The organism is Martinezella sp. CNPSo 3732 (genome assembly GCF_057784515.1).
This window is the reverse complement of sequence record NZ_JBXSOO010000002.1, coordinates 1-20,954: the sequence shown is the minus strand read 5'-3', so window position 1 is coordinate 20,954 and position 20,954 is coordinate 1. Positions and strand designations below refer to the sequence as shown.

General features: G+C 57.8%; 24 protein-coding genes. 10 read left to right on the top strand and 14 right to left on the bottom strand.

The genetic code is table 11. The annotated features are described in order from the left end of the window. Positions 1–903 (top strand): metal ABC transporter solute-binding protein, Zn/Mn family, encoded by a 903-nt coding sequence (locus AC13RM_RS04925; protein WP_488554676.1) that lies wholly within the window; start codon positions 1–3, stop codon positions 901–903. Positions 904–953: 50 nt separating this feature from the next. Here AC13RM_RS04925 and AC13RM_RS04920 read toward each other — a convergent pair whose 3' ends face one another. Both AC13RM_RS04920 and AC13RM_RS04915 read right to left on the bottom strand, forming a co-directional pair. Then, positions 954–1,262, bottom strand: a complete 309-nt coding sequence (locus AC13RM_RS04920; RefSeq protein WP_488554675.1) for a Dabb family protein — start codon at positions 1,260–1,262, stop codon at positions 954–956. Between the two features lie 124 nt (positions 1,263–1,386). Then, positions 1,387–2,286, bottom strand: a complete 900-nt coding sequence (locus tag AC13RM_RS04915; protein ID WP_488554674.1) for a LysR family transcriptional regulator ArgP — start codon at positions 2,284–2,286, stop codon at positions 1,387–1,389. 101 nt (positions 2,287–2,387) lie between these two features. Here AC13RM_RS04915 and AC13RM_RS04910 point away from each other — a divergent pair, with 101 nt between their 5' ends. The 4 genes from AC13RM_RS04910 to AC13RM_RS04895 all read left to right on the top strand — a co-directional run bounded on the left by AC13RM_RS04910 (position 2,388) and on the right by AC13RM_RS04895 (position 6,223). Next, the gene (locus tag AC13RM_RS04910; RefSeq protein ID WP_285176230.1) at positions 2,388–2,996 is read left to right on the top strand and encodes a LysE/ArgO family amino acid transporter; all 609 of its coding nucleotides are present in this window, start codon (positions 2,388–2,390) and stop codon (positions 2,994–2,996) included. Positions 2,997–3,107: 111 nt separating this feature from the next. Beyond that, positions 3,108–3,998, top strand: coding sequence for a dihydrodipicolinate synthase family protein (locus AC13RM_RS04905; protein WP_488554673.1), 891 nt, complete (start codon positions 3,108–3,110; stop codon positions 3,996–3,998). A 346-nt stretch (positions 3,999–4,344) separates the two neighbouring features. Beyond that, positions 4,345–5,370 carry a ParA family protein gene (locus AC13RM_RS04900; protein WP_488554672.1) on the top strand — a complete coding sequence of 342 codons (1,026 nt, stop codon included), beginning with the start codon at positions 4,345–4,347 and terminating at the stop codon, positions 5,368–5,370. A gap of 1 nt (position 5,371) precedes the next feature. Next, positions 5,372–6,223, top strand: a complete 852-nt coding sequence (locus AC13RM_RS04895) for an SIR2 family protein (RefSeq protein WP_488554671.1) — start codon at positions 5,372–5,374, stop codon at positions 6,221–6,223. 118 nt (positions 6,224–6,341) lie between these two features. On the opposite strand, the gene rnhA is transcribed toward AC13RM_RS04895, so the two are convergent. The 5 genes from rnhA to AC13RM_RS04870 form a co-directional block, all read right to left on the bottom strand. Then, positions 6,342–6,782: a ribonuclease HI gene (gene rnhA, locus AC13RM_RS04890; RefSeq protein ID WP_488554670.1), complete on the bottom strand. Its 441-nt coding sequence runs from the start codon at positions 6,780–6,782 to the stop codon at positions 6,342–6,344. Further along, entirely contained in the window at positions 6,779–7,744 is a 966-nt protein-coding gene (locus AC13RM_RS04885) for a homoserine kinase (protein ID WP_488554669.1), read from the bottom strand. Before AC13RM_RS04885 ends, rnhA begins: the two co-directional genes overlap by 4 nt. A gap of 208 nt (positions 7,745–7,952) precedes the next feature. Beyond that, on the bottom strand, positions 7,953–8,960 hold the full coding sequence (gene ispH / locus AC13RM_RS04880; RefSeq protein WP_488554668.1) for a 4-hydroxy-3-methylbut-2-enyl diphosphate reductase: 1,008 nt from the start codon (positions 8,958–8,960) through the stop codon (positions 7,953–7,955). Positions 8,961–9,122: 162 nt separating this feature from the next. Beyond that, positions 9,123–9,884, bottom strand: coding sequence for an SURF1 family protein (locus AC13RM_RS04875; RefSeq protein ID WP_488554667.1), 762 nt, complete (start codon positions 9,882–9,884; stop codon positions 9,123–9,125). Then, complete coding sequence (locus AC13RM_RS04870; protein ID WP_374815663.1) at positions 9,877–10,296, bottom strand: DUF983 domain-containing protein; 420 nt, start codon at positions 10,294–10,296, stop codon at positions 9,877–9,879. Before AC13RM_RS04870 ends, AC13RM_RS04875 begins: the two co-directional genes overlap by 8 nt. A gap of 148 nt (positions 10,297–10,444) precedes the next feature. Here AC13RM_RS04870 and AC13RM_RS04865 point away from each other — a divergent pair, with 148 nt between their 5' ends. The 3 genes from AC13RM_RS04865 to AC13RM_RS04855 all read left to right on the top strand — a co-directional run bounded on the left by AC13RM_RS04865 (position 10,445) and on the right by AC13RM_RS04855 (position 12,692). After that, entirely contained in the window at positions 10,445–11,095 is a 651-nt protein-coding gene (locus AC13RM_RS04865) for a chloramphenicol phosphotransferase CPT family protein (RefSeq protein WP_374815662.1), read from the top strand. 215 nt (positions 11,096–11,310) lie between these two features. Continuing rightward, positions 11,311–12,177 carry a protein-L-isoaspartate O-methyltransferase family protein gene (locus AC13RM_RS04860; RefSeq protein WP_374815660.1) on the top strand — a complete coding sequence of 289 codons (867 nt, stop codon included), beginning with the start codon at positions 11,311–11,313 and terminating at the stop codon, positions 12,175–12,177. Positions 12,178–12,332: 155 nt separating this feature from the next. Further along, a complete protein-coding gene (locus AC13RM_RS04855; protein ID WP_374815658.1) occupies positions 12,333–12,692 on the top strand; it encodes a VOC family protein in 360 nt (119 codons plus the stop codon). A gap of 151 nt (positions 12,693–12,843) precedes the next feature. On the opposite strand, the gene AC13RM_RS04850 is transcribed toward AC13RM_RS04855, so the two are convergent. From AC13RM_RS04850 to coxB, 6 genes are all read right to left on the bottom strand, one after another. Further along, positions 12,844–13,722, bottom strand: a complete 879-nt coding sequence (locus AC13RM_RS04850; protein ID WP_113232093.1) for a cytochrome c oxidase subunit 3 — start codon at positions 13,720–13,722, stop codon at positions 12,844–12,846. Positions 13,723–13,785: 63 nt separating this feature from the next. Beyond that, on the bottom strand, positions 13,786–14,397 hold the full coding sequence (locus AC13RM_RS04845; RefSeq protein ID WP_374815656.1) for a cytochrome c oxidase assembly protein: 612 nt from the start codon (positions 14,395–14,397) through the stop codon (positions 13,786–13,788). Positions 14,398–14,406: 9 nt separating this feature from the next. Continuing rightward, complete coding sequence (locus AC13RM_RS04840; protein WP_085999192.1) at positions 14,407–14,544, bottom strand: hypothetical protein; 138 nt, start codon at positions 14,542–14,544, stop codon at positions 14,407–14,409. Beyond that, complete coding sequence (locus tag AC13RM_RS04835; protein ID WP_374815654.1) at positions 14,544–15,503, bottom strand: heme o synthase; 960 nt, start codon at positions 15,501–15,503, stop codon at positions 14,544–14,546. Before AC13RM_RS04835 ends, AC13RM_RS04840 begins: the two co-directional genes overlap by 1 nt. Positions 15,504–15,561: 58 nt before the next feature. Beyond that, positions 15,562–17,256 (bottom strand): cytochrome c oxidase subunit I, encoded by a 1,695-nt coding sequence (ctaD, locus tag AC13RM_RS04830; RefSeq protein ID WP_113232046.1) that lies wholly within the window; start codon positions 17,254–17,256, stop codon positions 15,562–15,564. 15 nt (positions 17,257–17,271) lie between these two features. Beyond that, entirely contained in the window at positions 17,272–18,159 is an 888-nt protein-coding gene (coxB, locus tag AC13RM_RS04825; protein ID WP_374816238.1) for a cytochrome c oxidase subunit II, read from the bottom strand. A gap of 340 nt (positions 18,160–18,499) precedes the next feature. Here coxB and AC13RM_RS04820 point away from each other — a divergent pair, with 340 nt between their 5' ends. Further along, complete coding sequence (locus AC13RM_RS04820; protein ID WP_041677818.1) at positions 18,500–19,123, top strand: invasion associated locus B family protein; 624 nt, start codon at positions 18,500–18,502, stop codon at positions 19,121–19,123. Between the two features lie 63 nt (positions 19,124–19,186). Continuing rightward, on the top strand, positions 19,187–20,602 hold the full coding sequence (gene tldD, locus AC13RM_RS04815; protein ID WP_374815651.1) for a metalloprotease TldD: 1,416 nt from the start codon (positions 19,187–19,189) through the stop codon (positions 20,600–20,602). Positions 20,603–20,615: 13 nt separating this feature from the next. Here the strand turns inward: tldD and AC13RM_RS04810 are convergent, their stop codons facing one another. Beyond that, on the bottom strand, positions 20,616–20,921 hold the full coding sequence (locus AC13RM_RS04810) for a nucleoside triphosphate pyrophosphohydrolase family protein (protein ID WP_113232043.1): 306 nt from the start codon (positions 20,919–20,921) through the stop codon (positions 20,616–20,618). Between the last annotated feature and the right edge of the window lie 33 nt (positions 20,922–20,954).

The window sequence follows — 20,954 nt, the reverse complement described above, 5'->3', positions numbered from 1 at the left end:
ATGAACAAACAGAGACTGCTCCTCTCAGCCGCTGCGGCAGCCTTCGTCGCCTTTGGCGTCGCCGCACCTGCTTCCGCCGAAACCCTCAATGTGGTGGCGTCCTTCACTGTGCTTGCCGATGTTGTCAAGCATGTCGGCGGCGACCATGTAAAAGTGTCCAGCCTCGTCGGCCCGAACGGCGACCCCCATGAATTCGAACCTTCGCCGGCCGATGCCAAGACGCTGAATGCGGCCAAGATCGTCTTCGTTAGCGGCGAAGGCCTGGAAGGCTGGATGGACCGGCTGATCAGCGCCTCCGGCTACAAGGGAACGCCTGTTGTCGCTTCGGAAGGCATCGACACGCGCACCATGGTCGATGATGGCAAGACGGTCACCGATCCGCATGTCTGGAACAGCCCGGTCAATGTGAAAATCTGGGTCGCCAATATAGAAAAGGCTCTGTCCGCGGCCGATCCGGCCGACGCCGCCGATTTCAAGGCCAACGCCGAGCGCTACAGGAAGGTCCTGACCGAACTCGACGCCTATGCGCACAGCAAATTCGACAAGATTCCGGACGATCGCCGCAAGGTGCTGACCAGCCATGACGCCTTCGGCTATTTCGGCCGCGAATATAAAGTGCACTTCCTTGCTCCGATTGGCTTTTCGACAGAGACGGAAGCCTCGGCTGCCAAGGTCGCCCAGCTGATCGAGCAGATCAAGACCGAGCATGTGAAGACCTATTTCTTCGAAAACTCGAACGATCCGCGCCTCGTCAAGCAGGTCGCCAAGGCAACCGGCGCCGAGCCTGGCGGTGAGCTCTATGTCGAATCGCTGTCAAAAGCCAACGGACCGGCTTCGACTTACGAAAAAATGTTCCGTTATAACGTTGATCAACTCGCCACAGCCATGGCTAAGTCGAGCTGATCGCTCAATTGATCGAGGTCGCAGGCATAGACTGCCTGCGACCACACCGCTTAAATGTTGAAATCGAAGACCATCAGGCCGGCCAGACCGCCGTCCGTGGACGAAACGATCCGTTCGCCGACGGCGACATGATCGGGATGCACCAGATAGGCATCGCGCGCTTCGACACTCTCGAAGGTAACGACAAATCCATCGGCGAAGCCGCCATGCAGGCCTTCGGGCGAGACGTTCGGCCCATATTTCACGTCAACAATGCCCGGGATGACCTTCTGCAGGGCGACGACGGAGTCGAAGAGCGCCGTCTTCTCGTCCTGTGTCAGGGCGGACTTGAGTCTAAGAAAAACGCAATGCAGGATCATAAGGCAATCTCCCTGGAAGTCGGCGGCAGCATAGAGGGAAAGGGCAACCGGGCAAGGCACCAATTCGCGAACATTGCATTCCGGCAGCCAAGCGAATGGCAACGCGTTTAGCGCGAAGCGCAGCTCACGCTGACAAATGAGCTTTGGCTGTGGCAGTGATTTCGCGTGTCAATTCCGCAAGCCGGTCGGCTGCGAGACGGTTCACTTGCCAATATAATGGAATATCCAGCGGCGTTTCGGGAATCAGCTCGACCAAGCGCCCTGCCTCCAGATGCTCCCGCACAAGCTGGATGGGATTCATGCCCCATCCCATGCCTGCAAGGCTGGCATCGACGAAGCCTTGAGTCGAAGGCAGCCAGTGGCTCGGATAGGCAAAATCCTCTCCGAATGTCTGGCGTATCCAGCGGCTTTGAAGCCTGTCCTTCTGGTTGAAGGTCAGGGCGGGCGCATTCTGGATGCCTTCCGGGGTAACACCTTTTGAAAAATGCCGAGCGATGAAATCGGGACTTGCTGTCGCATGGTAGCGAAGAGCGCCGAGAAACATACGCCGGCAGCCCTGAATCGGCTTTTCCAGGCTGGTGACAGCTGCAATAACCCGCCCCCGCTGTAGCCATTCGGCCGTATGATCCTGGTCGTCGATGGCGATATCAAGCAGATAGGAGGAACGTTTGGCAAAACCGGATATGGCTTCCACGAACCACGTCCCAAGACTGTCGGCATTCGTGGCAACGTGAAGCGTAACTCGTTGCTTGGGATCGCCGGGATCGACGAGCGCCGGCAAACGTCCGAACAGCTCGTCTTCGAGCATTCCGACATTCTCCATATGGCGGCAGAGCCAATCACCCTTTTCCGTCGCGGTGCAGGGATTACCCCTGACGATCAGGACGATGCCCAGGCGTTCTTCAAGCTGCTTCACCCGCTGCGAGACGGCCGAAGGCGTGACGTTGAGAATAGCTGCCGCCTTTTCGAAGCTGCCGGTCTGGACGACCATGGAAACGGCACGGAGAGCGGAATAGTCGAGCATGGCTTAGTTTTTCTTAATCTGGATTAACAACATTAAGTAGCCTAAATCTTCCTTAGGCGATATCGCAAATGCTCTTTTGGTTTCGGAGCATTTCGGCAAGGATGAATTTTTCGATCTATATGACGGGCCTGATGATGGGGCTCAGCCTGATTGTCGCGATCGGCGCGCAAAACGCCTTCGTCCTGCGTCAGGGCCTTCGCAACGAGCACGTATTCGCCGTGTGCCTTGCATGTGCGCTCTCCGACGCAGCGCTCATCATCCTCGGGGTGACGAGCTTCCGCCAGATCTCCGCGCTGCTGCCCTGGCTCGATCCTGTCATGCGCTATGCAGGAGCGGCCTTCCTCATCTGGTATGGAGCCAGGAGCCTTTATTCCGCCTTTCGTTCCTCCGCGGTGCTGGCTGCCGGAGAGGCGAAGTCATCGAGCTTCCGGCAGACGCTTGCCATGTGCCTGGCGCTCACCTGGCTCAACCCGCATGTCTATCTCGATACCGTCGCACTGCTCGGAACGATCTCGACTCGATTTCCGGGAAACGAAGCTTCATTTGCGGCGGGTGCCATGACGGGTTCTTTCCTGTTCTTCTTTTCGCTCGGCTTTGGCGCGAGGTGGCTGAGACCGATCTTTGCGAAACCTGCGTCGTGGCGCATTCTGGAAACGCTCATCGCTCTTACGATGTGGATGATCGCCACCAAGCTGCTGAGTGGAGTATGATTTCTGCGTTACATTCATGGACAGTCACACGGCGCCAAGCGTAGGACGATTTCAGTTTCTGCTTTTCGAGCGCTATCGCGGGTCGGAGCCTGACAGAGAAGGAAAACAATCGTGACGCTCTTTACTGGCCTTTCGGCCTTTCCGATTACCCCGACCGATGCTTCCGGACACGTTGATATTGTAGTGCTCGCCCGCCTGCTCGAACGCATCCAACTGGCGGGCGTTGATTCCATCGGGTTGCTCGGCAGTACGGGCGGCTACGCCTTTCTGTCACGCGAGGAGCGCCGGCGGGCCGTACAGGCGGCAATGACAAGTGTCGGCGGCAGGCTCCCCGTCATCGTAGGCGTCGGAGCGCTGCGGACCGACGAAGCGCAGGCATTGGCGCGCGATGCCAAGGCGGCCGGTGCGGACGGGCTGCTGCTGGCCCCGGTGTCTTATACTCCACTCACGGAGGAGGAGGTCTATCAGCACTTCGCAGCCGTCGCGGAGGCCGGCGAACTGCCGCTCTGCATCTACAACAGTCCCGGCACGACGAAATTCACATTCAGCGATGGGCTGATTGCCCGCCTGGCAAAGGTGACGAATATCGCGGCGGTAAAGATGCCTCTGCCGCAAGGAGGCGATTTCGAGGGAGAGATAGGGCGTCTGCGCCAGGAAACGCCGAAGGGTTTCGCCATCGGCTATAGCGGCGATTGGGGAGCGGCGGCCGGGCTGCTGGCCGGCGCCGACGCCTGGTACAGCGTGGCCGCCGGCCTTCTGCCCGCTGAGGCGCTGGCGCTCACACGGGCTGCCCAAGCCGGCGACATTGCGGAAGCTCAGCGGCTCGATCAGAAGTTTCAGCCGCTATGGAACCTATTCAAGGAGTTTGGCAGCTTCCGCGTCATGTTTGCGATTGCCGAAGCGCTCGATCTTTGCAGGATCGATCCGCCGCGCCCGATCCTGCCCTTGCCCGGCGCCGAAAAGCCGAGAGTGAGAAGCGCGCTCGATCATATACTGAACTGATTGCTTCGATGCCGGCACGGCAAGTACTGCTTTATCGCTAGTACGTCTGCTTTCATTCGAATGGCCCTGCGCCGTTGTCCGTCCTCTTTTTCGGACGGCCGGTGTGATCTGTCTGCGACTTTGCCGGCTCAAATGTTGCAATCAAAGACCATCAGGCGGCCGGACCACCGTCCGTGGATAGAACGATCCGCACGCCGACCGCAACACGTCGGATGTAACAGATAGGATGACGCAGGTATAGGATGAACAAACTGGTCATAGCCAGGCGTCAGTCTTGGATAACCAGCATCTTCATGTTAGCTGTTTGCTTACGCAGAAACTGCTTGGGAATGGGATATCGTTGGCGATGAAAGTACTATCGTTCTTCAACAACAAAGGTGGCGTTGGGAAAACGACGCTAACGGGAAATATTGCGGCATATTTCTCTGCGGAGATGGGAAAACGTGTCCTTATAGTTGATTGCGATCCCCAATGTAATATTACGCAATACATACTTGGTGACGACAAGACCATTGATTTATATTGGCCCAGCGGAAAGGACAAAGACGACCCCAAGATTAAAACAATTATGGACGTAATACAGCCTATAGTTGATGGCGATGCGTCCATAAATAAAAATGTTAAACCAATTTCATCTCGAACCAATAGATTTGGCGTCGATCTGCTACCTGGAAATCCAAAGTTTTCTCTATTTGAAGATCAGCTATCTCAAGCGTGGACAGATATTCCAAGCGGCAAAGTTGGCGGTTTTCGTATTAGCAATTGGCTCAGGTCATACTTATCGTTGCATGAGAGCAACTATGACGTAGCACTTGTAGACGTCAGCCCATCGCTTGGCGCACTTAATCGCTCCGTTCTTTTAAGTTGTGACAATTTCATAACGCCTCTTGGCGCTGATGCATTTAGCCTTCTTGGCGTGAGAAATATCTCACGATGGATAAGTGGATGGGTTGATTATTATCGAGTCGCGCTGGAACAAGCCGAGAGGTTAAATCCCGGCGCATTAGAAAGATTTGAAGTGCATAGGACAATGCCGATTCAGTCAGGCTACGTCGGTTATACATTGCAGCAGTATATTGCCAAATCCAAGGAAGGTGTCCGCCGTCCCACAAAGGCATACGAGCGCATTCTGAATGATGTTCCACAAGAAGTGGCAGGCTACCTCTCGCAATTTGCAACCCAAAAAGAGGGTCTCCACCTAGGTGACGTGCCAAATTTGTATAGCCTGATTCCTCTCGCGCAGACGGTAAACTCACCCATTATCGCCCTTCGAGCCAAAGATGGACTGGTAGGAAGCCAGTTCAGTCAGGCGGAAACCTACAAAGATATAATTGGCAGCTTGGCACAAGCTATCGCCGCAAGGATCTTTTGACATGGTTAATTGGCCGGAGGCTTTGATAAGGGAGCTGGCAGATCGGCGAGTACTGCTATTCATAGGTGCTGGAATATCTAAGGCAGCCTCCCCGGCGATGCCAACGTGGGGGCAATTGCTAACAGGGCTATCAGCCAAACTTCAAAAAAAGGTAGATCAAAAGCTTGTAGCGCAGATGATCAAGCAAAACAGCCTGTTGGACGCTGCGCAAATCATATCCGATGGAAGCGTTCGCGCTGATATTAATGCAAAACTTCGAGATGTGTTTCAGCCAAATGCAACACCACACCATGATATATACAAGAATATACTATCTTTAGACCTGAAAACAATAATAACCACTAACTATGATGAGTTCATAGAAAAGAACTTTGAGCACTATAGCGGGGGGAACGCCGCGTATAGCGTTTGTCGGTATACGTCAACAGATCTACTAGAACATTTGAGATCGCCAAGCCGACTCATAGTAAAAGTGCATGGATGCATCACAGAACCAGGAAAGGTTGTATTAGATCGCGCTTCTTACTTCAAAGCCCGGCAGACTAATAGAGGCTTCTTCGATGTAATATCGTCTTTATTCACGATAAATACTGTACTGTTCCTAGGGTACTCTCTTGGCGACCCTGATATGCAGATAATACTTGAAAATATTCATGCCGCATCCGAAAGCTCCCACGGCCATTATTCACTCCTGCCAAAGCAACGGCATAGATCGCTTGTAGGAGCACTAAAGCAATCATACAATATTAACTGCATCGAATATCCAGAAGGCGCACATCATTTGGTATCTGATTACCTTGGCTCGTTGGCTACCGCCGTTGCGGCTGATAGGTCAGCCCGCGGCATTGTATAGCCAAAGCTATAGCAGCGTAGAGTGCAGCCGCAATTGCGCACCGGTTTATAGTTATATTTTCTTTAATAATTCACCGTAAGACGCCGCCTATCGAACCATTACCAATGTCGACCCACCCCTACCTCTTCTTAAACGGCTCCATGCCCTTGCGCGCCAGCTCGTCGGCGCGCTCATTCTCCGGGTGCCCGGCATGGCCCTTGACCCAGTGCAGCGTCACCTTGTGCCTGTTATAGGCCTCGTCCAGCGCCTGCCAGAGCTCGGCATTCTTCACCGGTTTCTTGTCCGCGGTCTTCCAGCCGTTCTTCTTCCAGCCGAAAATCCATTTGGTGATGCCGTCCTTGACGTAGACGCTGTCGGTATAGAGATCGACCTCGCATGGGCTCTTCAGGGCGCCGAGTGCCGAGATCGCCGCCATCAGCTCCATGCGGTTGTTGGTGGTATCAGCCTCGCCGCCGGAAAGTTCCTTCTCCACCTCGCCGTAGCGAAGCACCGCGCCCCAGCCGCCGGGACCGGGATTGCCGGAGCAGGCGCCGTCCGTAAAAATATCGACGTGCTTCATGCCTTCAGCCCGTATTCGGCTGCTGAAGCGATCTGGCGGTGGAAGCGCAGCTTGCGCAGATATTCGATCGGATCCTTCTTGGTGACCATCGCGCCGGCCGGCGTCGTCAGCCAGTCATAGAGCCGCGTCAGGAAGAAGCGCAGGGCCGAGCCGCGGGCAAGCGTCGGCAGGGCGGCGATTTCAGCCTCGCTTAGCGGCCGCACGCTCTGATAGCCCTCCAACAGCGCCATGCCCTTGGTGATGTTGTAGGCATGATCCTTCTCGAAGCACCAGGCGTTCAGGCAGATCGAGACGTCGTAGGCGAGCTGATCGTTGCAGGCGAAATAGAAATCAATCAGGCCGGACAGCGTGTCGCCGAGGAAGAAGACATTGTCCGGGAAGAGATCGGCATGGATGACGCCCTCGGGCAGACCCTTTGGCCAATGCTTTGCAAGGAAATCGAGTTCGCCGCGGATTTCATCCTGCAGGCCGGCTTCGACTTCGTCAGCGCGTACCTCAGATTTTTCCCAGAGTGTCTGCCAGCCCGCGATCGACAATGCATTCGGACGGCGGATATCGAAGCCCTCGCCGGCAATGTGCATGGCGGCCAGTGCCTTGCCGACTTCGCGGCAATGATGCGCTTCGGGCTTGCGCAGCCACATGCCTTCGAGGAATGAGATCAGCGCCGCAGGGCGGCCGGAGAGATGGCCGAGCAATTCACCGTCACGGCGTGGCAAGGGCAGCGGGCACGACAGGCCACGGCTCGCCAGATGCTGCATCAACCCCAGGAAGAACGGCAGATCGCTCTTGTCGACGCGCTTTTCGTAAAGCGTCAGGATCAACGGGTCGCGGCTCGTATGCAAGAGGAAGTTCGAATTCTCGACGCCTTCGGCAATGCCCTTGTAGGAGAGCAACTCGCCGACATCATATTCGGTCAGGAACCACTTCAAATCGTCTTCGGTAATATCGGTATAAACGGCCACGAACTATTCCCTTGATACATATAAGCCGCCGCAGCCACCCGCCCTCGTGGTTCGAGACGGCCCCTTCGACAAGCTCAGGAGCGCCTCCTCACCATGAGGGCTGATCGAGGCGTCTGGCGGCAAAATTCGCTCCACCTCATCCTGAGGTGCTTTGCCGATGTAGCGTCAGCGCAAGCGGCAAGGCCTCGAAGGAAGAGGTGGCCCCTCTTCAGTCCCCGTTGACGAAAGCCATGTCTGCTGTCGTCAGCTCTATACTGCGAAGCTCGCGATTGACGAGGAAATTCTCCGTTTCCTTCACAGTTTCAGCGAGTTCCACCACGGCATTATAGCGGGCGCGGAAAGCTTCGATGATCTCGTTGACGATGACTTCTGGCGCAGATGCACCAGCCGAGAGGCCGACCGTCCTGATATCGCCGATATTATCCCAATCGATCTCGGCCGCGCGCTGGACGAGCACGGATTTCTTCGCCCCCGCCCGGAGCGCCACTTCGACGAGACGCTTGGAATTGGAGGAATTCGGCGCGCCGACGACGATGAAGAGATCGCAGCCCGATGCCGCTTCCTTCACCACTTCCTGGCGATTGGTGGTGGCGTAGCAGATCGAATCGGCGGCCGGCGCGGTGAGATTGGGGAAGCGCTCCTGCAGGCGGGCGATAACGCCGGCAGTATCGTCAACCGAGAGCGTCGTCTGCGTGACGAAGCCGAGATTGTCGGGATCGGCGGGCTCGTAGACATCGGCATCCTCGACCGTCTCGATCAATGACACGGCACCCTCTGGCAGCTGGCCCATGGTGCCGATCACTTCCGGATGGCCGGCATGGCCGATCAGCACGACGTGGCGGCCGAGACGATTGTGGCGCATGGCCTGCTTGTGTACCTTCGAGACCAGCGGGCAGGTGGCATCAAGATAGAAGAGATTGCGCGCATCGGCATCGGCCGGCACGGATTTCGGCACGCCATGGGCCGAGAAGACGACGGGCTGGGCGCGATGTTCGGCAGGGATTTCATCCAGCTCCTCGACGAAGATGGCGCCCTTGGCTTCCAACCCCTCGACGACATAACGATTGTGGACGATCTCGTGGCGGACATAAACAGGCGCGCCATAGGCCTTCAGCGCCAGAACGACGATTTGAATAGCGCGGTCGACGCCGGCGCAGAAGCCGCGCGGCCCGCAAAGCCGGATGGTCAGGTCAGGTTTGGAAACGGCTATGTTCATGTCTCTTCCGAAATGCGCGACGATGGCTTGAGCCATAAATAGGGCTGCCGTGCCGCCTGCTCCATTCAGTCCGCATGATCTTATCCAAAACCGCTGCGCACTTTTTGGGATCATGCTCTAGCCGAATATTCCATCGAAATGAAGCTATTCTATTGCATGCCTCTATTGTCGGGGTGCGTCCGGATGGCGTTTGCGCCACCAGGATATAGCGACGATCGCTGCCAGCGCCACCGCCAAGCCATACCAGGTCACGGCATATTGCAGGTGATTGTTCGGCAAATCGATGATGGTGACACCGCCGATCGGCAGGCCCGCCGGATTGGGCGTCTTGTCCACGTCGATGAAGAAGGGCAGCACCTTGTCCTTCGGCAGGCCGACGCTGGAGGCCATGGCGTTCAGATCCTTCCAGAAGAAAATGTTCTTGCCGAGATCATTGTCCGGCATGCCGTCGGGCCGCTCGGTGAGTTTGGCGCGGGCAAGACCGGTGACAGTCTGTTCGCCTGTCAATTCACCCTGTTTGCGCTTTTCTGGGTCCTTCGCCTCTGTGGGGACAAAGCCTCGATTGACGAAGATGAAGCGGCCGTCGTCCAGCTGCAGCGGCGTATAGATGTGATAGCCGGGATCGCCATCATAGGTGGCGAGGAAATGCCGCTCCTTGTCGTTGATATAATGGCCGGTGGCGGTTACGACACGATATTCGATATCGCCGCCGGATGCCGCCATCGTCTCGATCGCCGACAAGGGCATAGTCGGTGCGTCCTTGCGGGCCGCGATGTCAGCCAGCAGGCCCTCTTTCCATTGCAGCCGCTCGACCTGCCAGGTGCCGAGCCCGATGAGGATGACGAGCGCAACGAGCAGAAGCAGTGCCTTGGCGATCTGCCACAAGGGATTGGCGCGGCGCACAGGCACTGCGGACTCAGTCACGGTGGACGCGCCCTTCGGCGGCGTTGTTGCGATATTGCAAGGCGATCAGGATGCCCTTGCACCAGCGCAGGGACAGCAGGGAAAGGATGATCGTCAACGGGGCGAACAGCACTATGTAGACCCAGATCGGCGGTGCATAATTGATCTGCATCCACAAGACCGAACCGATGATGATGAAGCCGACGATCAGGATGACGAAGACTGCGGGGCCATCACCGGCATCGGCGAAGGCATAATCGAGATCACAGGCGGCGCAGCGCGGCTTCAGCGATAATAATCCATCGAAGAGCTTGCCTTGACCGCAACGTGGGCAACATCCCTGTATGCCGACCTTAAAGGGATCGACGGGCGCAAAGAGGGCGCTGTCGCTATGGGATGCCTCGTCCGGCGTATTGTCTTGCTCTGAGCCCAAAGTTCTGTCTCGATCGGCTGCCATTTCGGGCGAACCTATCGATCTCGCCCCTGTCACTATCAGTAGCTGCGATGTGCGCATCCGTCCAATCGAAAAGCTCTCGAGTACCCGTCATCAGCGTGAAAAGCATGCAGAAAGGATCGAATTCATGGCATTCAGCGAGGGTACAGAACTTGGCCAAATCGTGATTCTGAACGGTGCGCCACGATCCGGGAAAAGCAGCATCGTTGACGTGATTCAGGCTGAATTCGCAGGCGTGTGGGTCAATCTCGGTGTCGACGCCTATGCGCGCCACATCACGCCTCCACGCTACCGTCCTGGTATCGGTTTGCGTCCCGGCGGCGAGCGGCCTGATCTCGAGCCGCTGGTTGCGCGCCTTTATGCCGCACTCTATGCCTCGATCGCCGCGCATAGCCGCATGGGATTGAATGTCGTCGCCGAGTTCGGTCATCACGACAGCTATTCGCGACCGCTCGGCATTCTCGCCGATTGCGCCCGGCTGCTCGCAGAGCTGCCCGTTTTGTTCGTCGGCGTGCGTTGCCCTCTCGATATTGTGATGCAGCGGCGATTGGCGGAAGGGCCGGAAAGACAGGGCACGTACGTGAAGGTCGAGGCTGGCATGCCTGTCCCTGCGCCGGTCATTGCCTGGCAGGAACAGGTACATCAGCCCGGCATTTACGATCTGGAGATCGATACGTCCGTGAGCAGTCCCAACGCCTGCGCCGAGGAAATCCGGCAATTGCTCGCTAGAGGTCTGCCTCATCCGACGGCATTCGAGAAGATTGCCTCAAAGGATTGAGAGCACCAAAACAAAAGGCGGACGCTGAGCGCCGCCCCTGACTTAATGTGGAATCCAAGTAAATACTGCTGCCGAACCCATTGTGACATCGGCGTTTCGGACGGTTTATCTTGTTGGAAGTATCTTCGTGAGGCATTCTGCGTACTGTCGCAGAACTGTAACTTTAACTGGGAATTTCGTGACGGGAAAACTATTCATTGGAGTTGCTTCCACCGATGACACCGGACGAATTGAAGATCGTGCGTCGAGCTTATGCGAAACAGATCACGGCCGCTGTTCGAATTGTCGATGAGCGCATCGAAACAGCTTTTGCCGAAGTGCCGCGAGAAGATTTCCTTGGTCCCGGTCCCTGGCCGATCTTCCGAATGCGCAAAGCCTATGTTCCAACCCCGACCGCCGATCCGGTCTACCTTTATATGGATGAGATCGTTGGCATCGTCCCGGAGCGCCACATCAACAACGGGCAACCATCACTTCACGCCTTTCTGCTTTCACAAGCTGCGCCGCGAGCAGGTGAGCATATCGTGCATGTTGGAGCTGGTGCCGGCTATTATTCCGCGATCATGGCCAACCTCGTTGCCGACCCTGGCAAGGTAACGGCGATCGAGTTCGAACCAGAGCTTGCTGCGCAGGCGAAAGCAAATCTTACTCCCTATCGGAATGTTTCCGTGGTTCAGGGGGATGGAAGCTCCGTGGCTTTCGATTCAGCCGATGTGATCTATGTAAACGCGGGAGCAACTCGACCGGCAGATATCTGGCTGGACCGGCTCAATGATGGCGGACGGCTGGTCCTCCCGCTGACAACCGATCTTGGGTTCACCAGCAGCAATTGGAGCAACATGCACCTCCGAGGAGCAGTGTTCCTCGTGACGCGCAGGGGCGGGGAATTTCACGCGCAATGGATTTCGCCGGTGGCCATCTTCCCTTGTGAAGGAATGCGCGACGCGGAATCGGAAAAAGCGCTTGCGGCGGCATTCGAGAGCGGGAAACATAAGAGAGTGGCGCGGCTATACCGTGGTGATGAGCTGCCAACTGAACAATGTTGGGTTCGAGGTCCCGGCTGGTGCCTAGCCTATGCTTAGAAAGTAACCTGGCAAACATCCCGTCGCAGATTCCTGAGACTTGTCACGCCACGGGTTTGAGTCCCAAAATGTGCCGCAGGCTTCGGGGATTTAGCGACAGCCATATCACTTTATTCCACTCGAGAGCACGCCGTGCCGCGAAGAAGGCAGCCACAATGATCAAAATTGGCTCGATCGTGATTCATTGCTGTGAGTTTGAGCGCATGGTCGCATTCTGGCGGGAAGCCTTGCATTACGTCCCGCGTGAGCCTGTGAGCGATGACTGGGTTGTGCTTCGTGATCCTGAAAGCCACGGCCCGAATGTTTCCTTTCAGGCGCGTGACCGAAGCGGCTGGCGGAGAAGCTGGCTGCACCTGGACCTTTATACCGATCGCCAGCAGGAGGAAGTCAATCGTTTGCTGACAATCGGAGCAAAACGATACCCGTGGCGCTATCCGGAGAATGCCGACTATGTGGTTTTGCAGGACCCTGACGGCAATCTTTTCTGTGTCGTGCAGAAGTCGCAAATCTCGTAAGTTTAGCGACAAAATCGGATCACTGAATTTTCAAAGGAAATCTGTCGTCAAACTCTTCGCAAGTAAGAGTTTGACGACAGAAAATATTCCACATTTCAGTTAGGGGCTGGCGCTGAGCGCCCGTCTTTTGTTTTCGAAAGATCGGTACCGATCAGCCAGCCGCGAGCGGTGCACCCCAGCTGCCCCAGATGTAGATGCAGAAGAACAGGAACAGCCAGACCACGTCGACGAAATGCCAGTACCAGGCCGCCGCCTCGAAGCCGAAATGCTGCTTCGGCGTGAAATCACCCCGGATGGCGCGAACAAGGCAGACCAGCAGGAAGATCGTGCCGATCAGAACATGGAAGCCATGGAAGCCGGTCGCCATGAAGAAGGTCGCGCCATAGATCGAGTTTCTGAATTCGAACGGAGCGTGGGCATATTCGTAGGCCTGGACGCAGGAGAACAACGCGCCGAGGAGGACGGTGAGCGTCAGGCCCTGGATCAGGCCCTTGCGGTCGCCATGCAGCAGTGCATGGTGTGCCCAGGTGACGGTCGTGCCCGACAGCAGCAGGATGATGGTGTTGTAGATCGGCAAGTGCCAGGGGTCGAGAACCTCAACGCCCTTCGGCGGGAACTGGCCGCCAAGGAAAGCCGTGCGCGATGCCTGGATCGCCTCGTTCGGGAATAGGCTGACATCGAAATAGGCCCAGAACCAGGCAACGAAGAACATCACTTCGGAAGCGATGAACATGATCATGCCGTAGCGCAGATGCAGCGAGACGACGCGGGTATGGGCGCCCTCATGCGCTTCCTTGATCGTGTCGGCCCACCAGCCATACATGACGTAGAGGATCACGGCGAGGCCGATGAAGAACAGCCAGGGCTGCGCGAAATTGATCCCGAACAGATGAAGCGCGCCGCCATTCAGGTAGCGCATGAAGCAGACGCCGCCGAAGGTGATCACGAAAGCCCCAAAGGCCGCAATGATCGGCCACGGGCTGGGATCGATAATGTGATAGTCGTGTTTTCTCTGATGCGCCTCGGCCATATCAGCAATCCCCGAATAACTTTTTCCCATATTGCTTCCGGTCAAACCGAAAAGCACTCTCCATCAAAGTTTCTTTTCCGCCGGTTTCGTACCGCCGTCATTGGAAGCCACGGGCTTTGCGCCCTCCCGTGGGTAGTAGGTATAGGACAGTGTCAGCGCATTGATCGTCTTGGTTTCCACGGCCTTGGTGATCTCAGGATCGACATAGAAAACCACCGACATCTCGCGCTTTTCGCCGGGCGCAAGATCCGTCTCGTTGAAGCAGAAACACTGGACCTTGTTGAAATAGACCCCGGCTTCCAGCGGCGTGACGTTGAAGATCGCCTGGCCGCGCTCCATCTTGTCCGATTTGTTCTCGATCTGGAACTTGACCTCGACAGTCTCGCCGATCTTCGGGCTCACTGACTTCTGCAGCGGCGTGAAATCCCATGGCAGACCCGGCGCGACATTGGCGTCGAACGAAACCTGAATCTGCTTGTCGAGGATGAGGTTCGAGACCTGCTCGACGCGCTGCGTCGTGCCGTTATAGCCCGTCACCTGGCAGAACATGCGATAGAGCGGCACGGCGGCGGCGCACATGGCGCTCATGCCGACGACGAAGCTCAGGCACATGGCAACAATCATCCCGTTGTTGCGGGCGCCGCCTCTCGTGCTTTTTGTGACCTCCCCCTCCATGACGCCTCCTCAAACGTGTCCGGAACCGACCTTGATGATGGTGATTGCGTAGAACAGCACCACCAGACCGGCAAGCACCAGCCCGAGCGCGATATTGCGCCCTCGCCGCGATTTCTTCTGCGCCTCGGTCAGCTTGACGAGTTCGATCATAGCCAGCCTCCAGCGCCGCCCGATATCAGCACGGCAACGAGCCGGTCGATTAGCAGCGCGGAAAAGATCGCAAAGAGATAGAAAATGGAAAAGCCGAAGAGCTTCTTTGCCGGCACCATCTTCACGTCGCCATCGGCCATGCGCCAGACGGCGATGGAACAGTGCACGAAGATCGCGCCGAGCACCGCTGCAACGACACCGTAGCCGAAGCTACCAAAACCCATGAAAGCCGGCACGACGCCGAAGATGGCGGTCAGCACGGCATAGACGACAATCTGGTTCTTCGTTGTCGGGATGCCGGAGACATTCGGCAGCATCGGTACGCCGACGGCCTCGTAGTCACCCATCTTGAAGAGCGCCAGCGCCCAGAAATGAGCCGGCGTCCAGAGGAAGATGATGAGGAAGAGCACAATGCTCTCGACCGGCACGCTGCCGGTGACGCAGGCCCAGCCAATAACGGGCGGGAAAGCGCCGGCAGCACCGCCGATGACGATGTTCTGTGGCGTCGAGCGCTTCAGCCACATCGTGTAGACGACGGCATAGAAGAAAATCGTGAAGGCGAGAATACCGGCGGAAAGCCAGTTGATCGCGAGGCCGAGGATAACAACCGAAAAGCCCGACAGCACCAGGCCGAAAGCCAGGGCTTCGGATGGATTGATACGGCCCGACGGGATCGGCCGGCGCGCGGTGCGGGTCATAATCGCGTCAATATCGGCGTCGTACCACATGTTCAAGGCACCGGATGCGCCGGCACCGACGGCAATGCAGAGGATGGCGATGAAGCCGAGGACCGGATTGATGTGGCCGGGAGCCAGCACGAGGCCAGTGAAGGCGGTAAAGACAACAAGCGACATCACGCGCGGCTTCAGAAGCTCGAAATAATCGCGCGCACCCGCTTCCGACAGGCCGGTTTCGGCTTGCTTGGCGAGTGCTTCGTGATTGTCGATGACCGTCATGCTTTCTTCCAATTATCCGTTGAACCGGACGCCGCTTATCACGGCGTCCGGAAATGAGCTACTTGATGCGCGGCAACTCTTCCCACTGATGGTGCGGCGGGGGCGACGAAAGCTGCCACTCGAGCGTGGTTGCGCCCTCGCCCCAGGGATTATCGCCTGCGACACGCTTCTTCGAGAACGCATCTATAACGCCCCAGAAGAAGAAGCAAAGGCCCACGGCTGCGACATAGGAGCCGATGGAGGAGACGAAGTTCCAGCCGGCATAGGCATCCGGATAGTCGATGTAGCGGCGTGGCATGCCCGCACGACCGAGGAAGTGCTGCGGGAAGAACACCATGTTCACGCCGACGAAGGTGATCCAGAAATGCCAATTGCCGATCCGCTCATTGTACATGTAGCCGGTCATCTTCGGGAACCAGTAGTACCAGGCTGCGAAGATGGCGAAGACGGCGCCGAGCGACAGAACATAGTGGAAGTGTGCCACAACGAAGTAGGTTGCGTGCAGTTCGCGGTCGAGGCCGGCATTGGCGAGCTGAACGCCGGTGACGCCACCGAGCGTGAACAGGAAGATGAAGCCAAGCGCCCAGATCATCGGCGTGCGGAACTGGATGGAACCGCCCCACATCGTCGCAATCCACGAGAAGACTTTGACGCCCGTCGGAACCGCGATGACCATCGTCGCGAAGACGAAGTAGCGCTGCGTGTCGAGCGACAAGCCGGTCACATACATGTGGTGAGCCCAGACGACGAAGCCGACGGCGCCGATCGCGACCATGGCATAAGCCATGCCGAGATAGCCGAAGATCGGCTTGCGCGAGAAGGTCGAGATGATGTGGCTGATCATACCGAAGCCGGGCAGGATCAGGATGTAGACCTCCGGATGACCGAAGAACCAGAAGAGGTGCTGGTAGAGCAGCGGGTCGCCGCCGCCTTCCGGCGCGAAGAAGGTCGTGCCGAAGTTGCGGTCCGTCAGAACCATGGTGATGGCGCCAGCCAGAACCGGGAGCGACAGGAGCAGCAGGAATGCGGTGATCAGAACCGACCAGGCAAACAGCGGCATCTTGTGCAGCGTCATGCCCGGAGCGCGCATGTTCAGGATCGTGGTGATGAAGTTGATCGCGCCAAGGATCGACGAAGCGCCCGCGATATGCAGCGCAAAGATGACCAGATCGATCGCCGGGCCGGGATGGCCGACCGTGCCAGACAAGGGCACATACATCGTCCAGCCACCGCCTGCGCCGTAGGCGCCTGCCGGGCCTTCGACGAACATCGAGAGGATGAGCAGCAGGAAGGCCGGAACGAGCAGCCAGAACGAAATGTTGTTCAGGCGCGGGAAAGCCATATCGGGCGCGCCGATCATGATCGGCACCATCCAGTTGGCGAAGCCGCCGATCATCGCCGGCATAACCATGAAGAAGATCATGATCAGCGCGTGGGCGGTGACGAAGACGTTATACATCTGCTTGCCGCCATCGATGGCGGCGTCGCCCGAAAAGCCATAGACCATCGACGCCAGACCGCTGAAGATCTGGATGCCGGGCTCCTGCAATTCCATGCGGATGGCAACGGAGAGGAGGAAGCCGATCACGCCCGCAAAGATCGCGAAGATCAGATAGAGCGTGCCGATGTCCTTGTGATTCGTCGAGAACAGCCAGCGATTTGCGAAGCTTTGCTTGTGTGCGTGATGATCGTCATGCGCGTGCGCGTCATGAAGATCATGCGAGTGATCGTCGTGTGCCGTGGATCCAGCCATTGTTCCTATCCCCTCTTACTTCGCCGTGTTTTCGGCGACCTTGACGGTCGTCGGTTGGTCGACGGCGGCCATCAGAGCCTTATTCGCCTTGCCGACATCTGTTGCCGCAGCGGCCAGCCACTGCTTGTACTGATCATCGGAGACGACGCGGATGGCGATCGGCATGAAAGAGTGATCCTTGCCGCAGAGCTCGGAACACTGTCCGTAGTAAAGGCCTTCGCGGTCGGCATTGAACCAGGTTTCGTTCAGGCGGCCCGGAATGGCGTCGATCCTGACGCCGAAGGCGGGCATGGCGAAAGAATGAATGACGTCGGCCGGCGCAGCGGTGATGAGAAGGCGCACGTTCTTGCCGACAGGCACGACCATTTCATTGTCGACGGCGAGAAGCCGCGGGTATTTCGACTTGTCGTCCTTGCCGGCGGCGGTGCGGTCCTGTTCCTTCAGCATGAAGGAATCGAAGGCGACCGGCGTCGCGCCGCTGCCCTCATATTCATAGTTCCACTGCCATTGCGTCGCCGTCGCCTTGACGGTGACATCCGTCTTCTCCGGGAAGGTCAGCTGGTCGGTCAGTAGATTGAAGGAGGGAATGGCCAGGAAGAGAAGAATGAGGACCGGTCCGATGGTCCAGATGACTTCGATCAGCGTGTTGTGGCTCGTCTTGGACGGAACCGGGTTCTTGGAAGCCCGGAACTTGACCATGACCACCACCAGGAGGACCAGAACAAGCAGCGTGATCGGAATGATAAACCAAAGCGTGTATGCCTCAAACCAGCGGATTTGATGCATGTTGCCGGTTGCCGCCTGCTGCATACCGGTTTCCCAAGGTCTCGGCTGATCGGCGTAGCTGCCTGTCGCAAAAAGCAGACAGATCATAGCCGCCAGAGCCGCGTAAGCTCTTTTCATCACGATGTCTCTCCCTCCAGCGTTTGATCCCAGATCTTCCTCAAACGCAGTATCCCTACAATCCATTGCGCTTCAAACCACAGTTTGGGGTGCTCCGCAACAACTCAAGACATTTGTTAGTGCGGCATTTTTGCGCGAATATCCCTCCATGCTTGTCCCGGACATGGCAAGCATTTCATCATCATACGAAAAATTGCATCGTGGTCCATGGCGCCGCCGGGACAAAATGGAGTAGAGGTCGTATTTCCGCCGTAGTCGGTTGGAATCCAGCAGCCGGGGCTTTTCATTTGCCGGCCTGGGCTTCAACAATAGCGGCACTGATTCGAATCTAGAGGTTTCCATGGGTTTTCGTTCCCTCGCCCGGCTTTTGCTCGTTACCGGCAGCGTCGCTGCCGCGGTTGCCGCACCCGCATGGGCGCAACAGGGCCAGCAGACTCAGCCGCCGGCGCAGCAGACCCAACAGTTGCAGCCGGACCAGCCGGGCCAGCAGCAGCCGCATACACAGCAGGTCCCGACCAGCCAGGTTCCACAGCCGCCGGGCACGGTCCGCTCCAGCCATGGCGCATGGTCAGTCGTCTGCGACAAGCCGGCTGGTGCGGCGACCGAGCAGTGCGCGCTGATGCAGAACGTGATCGCGGAGGATCGTCCGGAAATCGGCCTTTCTGTCGTCGTGCTGAAGACGGCTGACCGCAAGTCCAAGATCCTGCGCGTACTGGCGCCGCTCGGCGTGCTGCTGCCAAACGGTCTAGGTCTCAATATCGACGGCAAGGATATCGGCCGCGCCTATTTCGTGCGCTGCTTCTCCGACGGCTGCTACGCCGAAGTCGTGCTGGAGGACCAGTTGCTGAAGACGCTGCGCAGCGGTGCCACGGCAACCTTCATCGTCTTCCAGTCGCCGGAAGAAGGCATCGGCATCCCTGTGGATTTGAAGGGCTTTGCGGACGGCTACGACGCCCTTCCCTGACCGGATGGGCTTGCTCTTGCGCGGTGCGAAGCCTACATCGGCTCTGAACGGAGCACCTGATCCATGAATACCGATCTCCTTACACTTTTCGATGCCGATGAAGCCAAGCTGCGCGGCATCGTTGCCGAAGCTCTTTCTGGCGCCGATGACGGTGAGCTCTTTATCGAGCATGTCCAGGCGGAATCGCTGACATTCGACAACGGCCGGATGAAGGGCGGCAGCTTCAATACCGAACAGGGCTTCGGCCTTCGCGCCGTCGCCGGCGAAGCGGTAGGCTATGCCCATGCGGGGGATCTTTCCGAGGCTGCATTGAAGCGCGCTGCCGATGCGGTGCGCGCGGTGACATCGGGCTATGCCGGCTCCTACGCGGCCGCGCCCCAGCGCACCAACAAGGTGCTCTATGGCGACGAGAACCCGATCGGTACGCCGAGCTTCGAGGAGAAGGCAAAGCTGCTGCAGCGGATCGACAGCTACCTGCGCGATAAGGACGAAAAGGTGCGTCAGGTGACGGCATCCATCGCCGCAAGCTGGCAGGTGGTCGACATTCTGCGCGCTGACGGTCACCGTGTACGCGATGTCAGGCCGATGACGCGTGTCAATATCTCCGTGATCGTGGGTGACGGCGACCGGCAGGAATCCGGCTCCTTCGGCACCGGCGGACGGATCGGCTTCGGCGACTTCGTCACAGCGGACAATTGGCACCACGGCGCCGACGAGGCCCTGCGACAGGCTCTGGTCAACCTGGAAGCGATCGAAGCGCCTGCCGGTACGATGGACGTCGTGCTCGGTTCCGGCTGGCCGGGGGTCATGCTGCACGAAGCCGTCGGCCACGGGCTGGAAGGCGATTTCAACCGCAAGAAGACATCGGCTTTCGCCGGCCTGCTGGGTCAGATGGTTGCCGCACCCGGCGTCACCGTTGTCGATGACGGTACGATCGAGAGCCGCCGAGGCTCCATTACGGTCGACGACGAAGGCACGCCTTCGGCCTACAACGTGCTGATCGAGAACGGAAAACTGGTCGGCTACATGCAGGACCGGCAGAATGCGCGGCTGATGGGCATGAAGGCGACCGGCAACGGCCGCCGCCAGGGCTATGCGCATACCCCGATGCCGCGCATGACCAACACCTATATGCTCGGGGGCGACAAAACGCCGGAAGAGATCATCGCCTCGGTGAAGAAGGGCATCTACGCCGTTTCCTTCGGCGGCGGTCAAGTGGATATCACCTCAGGCAAGTTCGTCTTCGGCTGCACCGAAGCCTACCTCATCGAGGACGGCAAGGTCGGCGCGCCGATCAAGGGCGCGATGCTGATCGGCAACGGCCCGGACGCGATGAAGCGCGTTTCGATGATCGGCAACGACATGAAGCTCGATACCGGTATCGGCAATTGCGGCAAAGCCGGCCAATGGGTTCCCGTCGGCGTTGGTCAGCCGCATCTGCGCATGGACCAGATCACAGTGGGCGGCACCAAGGCCTAGCCGCCCCGGCCTGCTACGCCTGAGGGCGAAAGAGCCACTTGCGCTCGACGGCGGCCGGCAGATCGAGGCCGTTGCGATGCGCGAATAGAAGAATATGGCCGAGCACATCGGCCGTTTCATCGGCAAGCGCCGTCGCGAGATCCGCGTCGCTCATGCCCTTGCGGCGTCCACGGCCAGTAATCCTATTCCAGATCTGGACCAACTCGCCCATTTCTTCCTGGAGTTTCAGGACGAACCAATCGTCGTCGCGTTCCATGCCGTTGTCAGCGGCGTAACTCGCCGACGCCCTTTCGAATTGCGTCATCAGATCTTTCAGCATCGAAATCGTTCCTCTTATGTTCTCAACATCAAT

Coding starts and splice junctions, on each gene's coding strand:
- AC13RM_RS04925 (WP_488554676.1), top strand. CDS start 1: ATGAACAAACAGAGACTGCTCCTCTCAGCCGCTGCGGCAGCCTTCGTC.
- AC13RM_RS04920 (WP_488554675.1), bottom strand. CDS start 1,262: ATGATCCTGCATTGCGTTTTTCTTAGACTCAAGTCCGCCCTGACACAG.
- AC13RM_RS04915 (WP_488554674.1), bottom strand. CDS start 2,286: ATGCTCGACTATTCCGCTCTCCGTGCCGTTTCCATGGTCGTCCAGACC.
- AC13RM_RS04910 (WP_285176230.1), top strand. CDS start 2,388: ATGAATTTTTCGATCTATATGACGGGCCTGATGATGGGGCTCAGCCTG.
- AC13RM_RS04900 (WP_488554672.1), top strand. CDS start 4,345: ATGAAAGTACTATCGTTCTTCAACAACAAAGGTGGCGTTGGGAAAACG.
- AC13RM_RS04895 (WP_488554671.1), top strand. CDS start 5,372: ATGGTTAATTGGCCGGAGGCTTTGATAAGGGAGCTGGCAGATCGGCGA.
- rnhA (WP_488554670.1), bottom strand. CDS start 6,782: ATGAAGCACGTCGATATTTTTACGGACGGCGCCTGCTCCGGCAATCCC.
- ispH (WP_488554668.1), bottom strand. CDS start 8,960: ATGAACATAGCCGTTTCCAAACCTGACCTGACCATCCGGCTTTGCGGG.
- AC13RM_RS04865 (WP_374815662.1), top strand. CDS start 10,445: ATGGCATTCAGCGAGGGTACAGAACTTGGCCAAATCGTGATTCTGAAC.
- AC13RM_RS04860 (WP_374815660.1), top strand. CDS start 11,311: ATGACACCGGACGAATTGAAGATCGTGCGTCGAGCTTATGCGAAACAG.
- AC13RM_RS04855 (WP_374815658.1), top strand. CDS start 12,333: ATGATCAAAATTGGCTCGATCGTGATTCATTGCTGTGAGTTTGAGCGC.
- AC13RM_RS04850 (WP_113232093.1), bottom strand. CDS start 13,722: ATGGCCGAGGCGCATCAGAGAAAACACGACTATCACATTATCGATCCC.
- AC13RM_RS04845 (WP_374815656.1), bottom strand. CDS start 14,397: ATGGAGGGGGAGGTCACAAAAAGCACGAGAGGCGGCGCCCGCAACAAC.
- AC13RM_RS04835 (WP_374815654.1), bottom strand. CDS start 15,503: ATGACGGTCATCGACAATCACGAAGCACTCGCCAAGCAAGCCGAAACC.
- ctaD (WP_113232046.1), bottom strand. CDS start 17,256: ATGGCTGGATCCACGGCACACGACGATCACTCGCATGATCTTCATGAC.
- coxB (WP_374816238.1), bottom strand. CDS start 18,159: ATGAAAAGAGCTTACGCGGCTCTGGCGGCTATGATCTGTCTGCTTTTT.
- AC13RM_RS04820 (WP_041677818.1), top strand. CDS start 18,500: ATGGGTTTTCGTTCCCTCGCCCGGCTTTTGCTCGTTACCGGCAGCGTC.
- tldD (WP_374815651.1), top strand. CDS start 19,187: ATGAATACCGATCTCCTTACACTTTTCGATGCCGATGAAGCCAAGCTG.
- AC13RM_RS04810 (WP_113232043.1), bottom strand. CDS start 20,921: ATGCTGAAAGATCTGATGACGCAATTCGAAAGGGCGTCGGCGAGTTAC.